Source organism: Streptomyces sp. 13-12-16 (assembly GCF_002114215.1).
Classification (GTDB): Bacteria; Actinomycetota; Actinomycetes; order Streptomycetales; family Streptomycetaceae; genus Streptomyces.
This window is the reverse complement of sequence record NZ_NCTE01000282.1, coordinates 1-4,895: the sequence shown is the minus strand read 5'-3', so window position 1 is coordinate 4,895 and position 4,895 is coordinate 1. Positions and strand designations below refer to the sequence as shown.

General features: G+C 73.5%; 6 protein-coding genes. All 6 read left to right on the top strand.

What is annotated here, in order from left to right:
- On the top strand, positions 1-1,934 hold a 1,934-nt coding region (locus B7767_RS12360), incomplete at its 5' end, for a PP2C family protein-serine/threonine phosphatase (RefSeq protein WP_085572240.1).
- 103 nt (positions 1,935-2,037) lie between these two features.
- On the top strand, positions 2,038-2,430 hold the full coding sequence (locus B7767_RS12355; protein WP_085572239.1) for an STAS domain-containing protein: 393 nt from the start codon (positions 2,038-2,040) through the stop codon (positions 2,428-2,430).
- A gap of 127 nt (positions 2,431-2,557) precedes the next feature.
- Positions 2,558-3,457 carry an STAS domain-containing protein gene (locus tag B7767_RS12350; RefSeq protein WP_085572238.1) on the top strand — a complete coding sequence of 300 codons (900 nt, stop codon included), beginning with the start codon at positions 2,558-2,560 and terminating at the stop codon, positions 3,455-3,457.
- Positions 3,454-3,873, top strand: a complete 420-nt coding sequence (locus B7767_RS12345) for an STAS domain-containing protein (RefSeq protein ID WP_085572237.1) — start codon at positions 3,454-3,456, stop codon at positions 3,871-3,873. The genes B7767_RS12350 and B7767_RS12345 overlap by 4 nt, the downstream gene beginning before the upstream one ends.
- A complete protein-coding gene (locus tag B7767_RS12340) occupies positions 3,873-4,313 on the top strand; it encodes an anti-sigma regulatory factor (RefSeq protein ID WP_085572236.1) in 441 nt (146 codons plus the stop codon). The genes B7767_RS12345 and B7767_RS12340 overlap by 1 nt, the downstream gene beginning before the upstream one ends.
- A partial coding sequence (locus B7767_RS12335; RefSeq protein WP_179167126.1) for an ATP-binding protein occupies positions 4,313-4,895 on the top strand: 583 nt, incomplete at its 3' end. The genes B7767_RS12340 and B7767_RS12335, both read left to right, overlap by 1 nt.

Below are 4,895 nucleotides of genomic sequence, written 5' to 3'. Positions count from 1 at the left end.
GTCCGCTGGGCGCGGTGGCGGTGGCGATCTGGGCGGCCGGCGCCGACGGGTCGCTCACCCTGGCGGGCAGCGCAGGGTTCTCCCCCGCGGAGGCGGCGCGCTGGTACTACGTGCCGCCGGACGTGGCGACGGTCGCCCGGTGCGGCCTGGCGGAGCGCGACGGTCTGTGGATCACGTCGCTGGCCGAGAGGGGCCTGCCCAGTGTCGGCCGGCACCACCACCCGGACGGCGGCCGGGCGGCCCTGCCCGCCGGCACGGGGGGCCGTGTGTACGGCGTGCTGGAGATCGTCTGGCCGGACCCGCTGCCCGAGCAGCCACCGCAGATCGTGCGCCAGGTGGAGGCCCTGGCGGAGCTGTGCGCGCACACCCTGGAGACGTACACGGTGCCCGACGGCCCGGCCGTGCAGCCCCGGGTGCTGCCGGACGCCGCGGAGCTGATGGACCTGGCCGACGGACTGTACGACCCGGCGCTCGTCCTGGTGCCGCACCTGGACGACCAGGGCAACCTGCTGGACTTCCGCATCCAGCACGTCAACAGCCGTTTCCTGGACCCGGCGGGCCGGCCGCGCGCCATGGTCAGCGGCGCGCTGCTCCTGGAGGCCTACCCGATGGCCGCCGGGAACAGCGAGCTGTTCCAGCGGATCGAACGGGTGTACGCCACGGGGGAGCCGTTCCGCGCCCGGCGCATGAACCTGACCGCCCTCGTCGACCAGGTGCCGCTGGCGTCGGTGGCCGACATCAGCGTCAGCCGGCACGGCTCCGGCATCCTGTTCATCTGGCGGATCGAGGACGAGACGGCCCGCCTGGCGAGCCTGCTCCAGCACGCCCAGCGGCTCGGCCGGATCGGCGGTTTCGAGGAGAACCTGCTGACCGGGGAGATCACCTGGAACGGGCAGCTCTTCGACCTGTACGGGCGTCCCGAGTCCAGTCCGCCGGTGCCGCTGGAGGAGCTGCCGGCGCACGCCCACCCGGACGACGCCGTCACCATCGGCCGCTTCCTGCGCACGCTGCTGCACCACCGGCGGCCGGCGTCGGCCGCCTTCCGGCTGCAGCGCCCCGACGGGGTGACCCGGCACATCCGGGTCGTCGCCGAGCCGGTCCTGGACACCGACGGCCGGCTGCTCACCACCCGCGGCGCCTACCAGGACATCTCCGCCCAGCACTGGACGGAGGTGGCGCTGGCCGCCACCCGCGACCAGCTCGCGCACACCGAGCAGCAGGCCAGCGAGCGCGACCGGCTGGCACTGCAGTTGCAGCGCGCCATCATGCCGCCCACCCAGGCGCCGCTGCAGGTGCCCGACCTGGACGTGGCCGTCCGCTACCGGCCCGCGGAGGCCGAGCAGCTGGTGGGCGGCGACTGGTACGACGCCGTGGTGCTGCCGTCCCGGCTGGTGCTGCTGTGCGTGGGCGACGTCGCCGGCCACGGCATCGAGGCGGCGACCAGCATGGTCGTCCTGCGCAACGCGCTGCGCGGCCTCGCGGTCACCGGGGCGGGCCCCGGACAGCTGCTGTCCTGGCTGAACATCGTGACGCACCACCTGACGGGCGGCGTCACCGCCACCGCCGTGTGCGGCCTGTACGACCCGGACTCGCGCACCCTGCGGTGGGCCCGTGCGGGGCATCTGCCGCCGGTGCTGGTGCGGGGCTCCGAGGCCGCTCCGCTGCCGCTGGTGCGCGGGATGCTGCTCGGTGCCGTACCGGAGGCGGTGTACGAGGAGTCGGAGGTGCGGCTGGCCGCCGAGGACAACCTGCTGATGTACACGGACGGTCTGATCGAGCGCCGGGACCGCAGTGTGGAGGAGTCCCTGACCCATCTGCTCACCGCCGCGGCCTCGGCCCCGGACACGCTCGACCAGCGGCTGGACCGGCTGCTCACGTACAGCAGGTCGGACACGGACGACGACACCTGCATCGTCGGCATCCGGGTCGGCTGAGGAGGGTGCCTCGGCCCGCCCGGCGGGCCGAGGCATGACCGGGCGATTCGGGGGTACGCGCGGCTGCGCGACGAAGAGCTTGATCACCTTGTTGGAGGTACTCGTGCCCATTGCCCAGGACCCGTTGTCCGTCGAGGTGACCCTGCCGCGTGAGGACGTGGCGCTGCTCACGGTGGAGGGGTACTTGGACGTCGACACGGCGACCGAGTTCCAGCACCACCTGGCGAACCAGCTGCATCACGGCCGCCGGCACTTCCTGCTCGACCTGTCGGCGGTCCCCTTCATGGACTCGTCCGGCATGAACATCATCCTCCGGGTCTACCAGGAGGCCCGTGAGCTGCCGGGGAGCGTGCACATCATCTCCCCCACCTCCGCGGTGCGCCGCATCCTGGACCTGACGGGGGTGAGCATCACCGTGCCCGTCTCGGAGAGCGTCGACGAGGCGCTGAAGCGCGTGGACGGGCTGCCGGGAACCCCGGTCGAACCGGAGGTCTGAGCGCGGTCCGCACACTCCGGCGTCCACGGCGCCCGAGCGTGGTTAGAGTGGCCATCCGGCCAAGGTCGCATCGCGGTCCCGGCGTTGGGGCGCGGTGCGACGCGACGACGACGAGGAGAACAAACAGGTGCCGGAGCACGAAACGGGCGGATCACTCGGAACACCGGCGCACGAGGTCAGGGACTTCCTGCGGCGCCGGCGCGAGCAGATCGCCCAGCGGTGGGCGGACGAGCCCCTGTTCCGTACGGTGTTCACCACCTCGCGCGACGAGGCGGTGGAGGCGGGGAAGGCGGTCGTCGACGCGCTGGCCCGGGTCGCCGACGCGCAGCAGGTCGAGGACCCGGACGCCGCGGGCTTCTCGGCGGTGCGCGAGCAGCTGGCCCGGATGGGGGCGGCCCGCTCCCGCGCGGGACTGTCCAACACGCAGGTGTCGAGCGAGCTGGCGGCGCTGTGGCCGCCGGCCGAGAATCTCCTGGTCGCCGAATCGGACCAGGCGTCGCCGGAGGAACTGCGGGCGTGGTCGACCACGCTCAGCATGCTTCTGGGCACACTGCGTCTGGTGGCCATGCAGACGGCGCTGAGCGAGACGCAGTCCCTCATCGACCGGCAGCGGCTGCAGCTGCTGGAGGTGGCGACGCCGGTGATCAAGCTGTGGGACGGCATCGTGGCGGTGCCGCTGATCGGGACGCTGGACAGCGCCCGCAGCCAGGTGGTGATGGAGACCCTGCTGAACGCGGTCGTCGAGCAGCACGCCCGGTTCGCGATCCTCGACATCACCGGTGTGCCGACGGTCGACTCCCTGGTGGCGCAGCACCTGATGAAGACGGTCGCCGCGGCCCGGCTGATGGGCGCGGAGTGCGTGGTGTCCGGCATCCGCCCGGCGATCGCGCAGACCATCGTGCACCTCGGTCTGGACCTCGGCACGGTGAAGACGCGGGCGAGCCTCGCCGACGCGCTCGGGTACTGCCTGCACGAGCTGGGGACGAACATCGTGCACGCGGCCCCCGACGGAGCGGGCCGGCGGTGAACGAGGGGTTCGCCCGCCCGGTCGCGGGACATGTGCCGGTCCTCAGGCTCGGTGACGTTCTGCTGGTCACCCTCCAGGGGGACCTGTACGACAGCACGGCACACCAGCTTCAGCAGGACCTCTCCGAGACGATCACCCGCAGCGGGGCCACGGGGGTGGTCATCGACATCTCCGGGGTGGAGATCGTCGACTCCTTCCTCGGCCGGGTGCTGGCCGAGACCGCGGCGCAGACCGAGCTGCTGGCCGCGCGCACCGTGGTGGCCGGCATGCGGCCCGCGGTCGCCATCACCCTGGTGGAGCTGGGTCTGACGCTGCCGGGGCTGCGGACCGCGCTCACCACCGAGGCGGCGATGGAGCTTCTCGCGCAGCCCGTCGTGCCGCCGCGTTCCGGCGGCACGCGCGAGGAGAGTCCGTGATGTCCACCGCCGCGGGCGTCGAGGCCCGCCTGCCCATCCGGTCGGACATGGACCTGGTGTGGGTACGTCAGCACGTGCGGCAGGCCGCCGCCCGGCTCGGCTTCGGTCTGGTGGACCAGACGAAACTGGTGACCGCCGCCAGCGAACTGGCCCGCAACACCCTGGTGCACGGCGGGGGCGGCCTGATGGAGGCGTCGCACGTCACCACCGGCGGGGTCGACGGGCTGCGGCTGGCCTTCAGCGACTCGGGCCCCGGCATCCCGGACCTCGACCGGGCGCTCAGCGACGGCTACACCTCCGGCGGCGGGCTGGGGATGGGGCTGGGCGGCGCCCGGCGCCTGGTGCACGACTTCGAGGTCGAGAGCGTCCCGGAGTCGGGGACCACGGTGCGGGTGACCTCGTGGGTGGCCCGGCCGCCGCGCCGGCGTGAGGACGTCTGATGCCCCGCGTCCGGTACGTGCCGGTGCAGGACTCGACCCGGGTGCGTGACGTCCGGGTCGCGGCGGAGGAGGCCGCGGCGGAGGCCGGTCTCGACGAACGGCGCACCGCCGACGCGGCGCTGGTGGCGACCGAGCTCGCCACCAATCTCCTCAAGCACGCGCAGGCGGGAGAGGTGGTCGTCGACGTCGTGGATCCGCCCGTACCGGGTGAGGGCCGGCCGGGACGGGTCGTGCAGATCACCGCGCTCGACCACGGGCCGGGGATCTCCGACGTGGACGGCGCGCTGCGGGACGGGTTCTCCACCACCGACTCGCTCGGCGCGGGCCTCGGCACCTGCCGGCGCCTGGCCGACGACTTCGCTCTGCACAGCGCCCTCGGCCGGGGCACCGTGGCGGTGGCCCGCATCGGCTCCGCCGCCGGCGAGGTCCCGGCCGAGGCCCCCGGCGTGCGCGTCGGCGGGGTGAACGTCCCGTTCGCCGGGGCGGACTTCTCGGGGGACGCCTGGGCCTGGGTCAGGTCCGGTGACCGGCTGACCCTGATGCTGGCCGACGGGCTGGGCCACGGGAGCGAGGCGGCGCGTG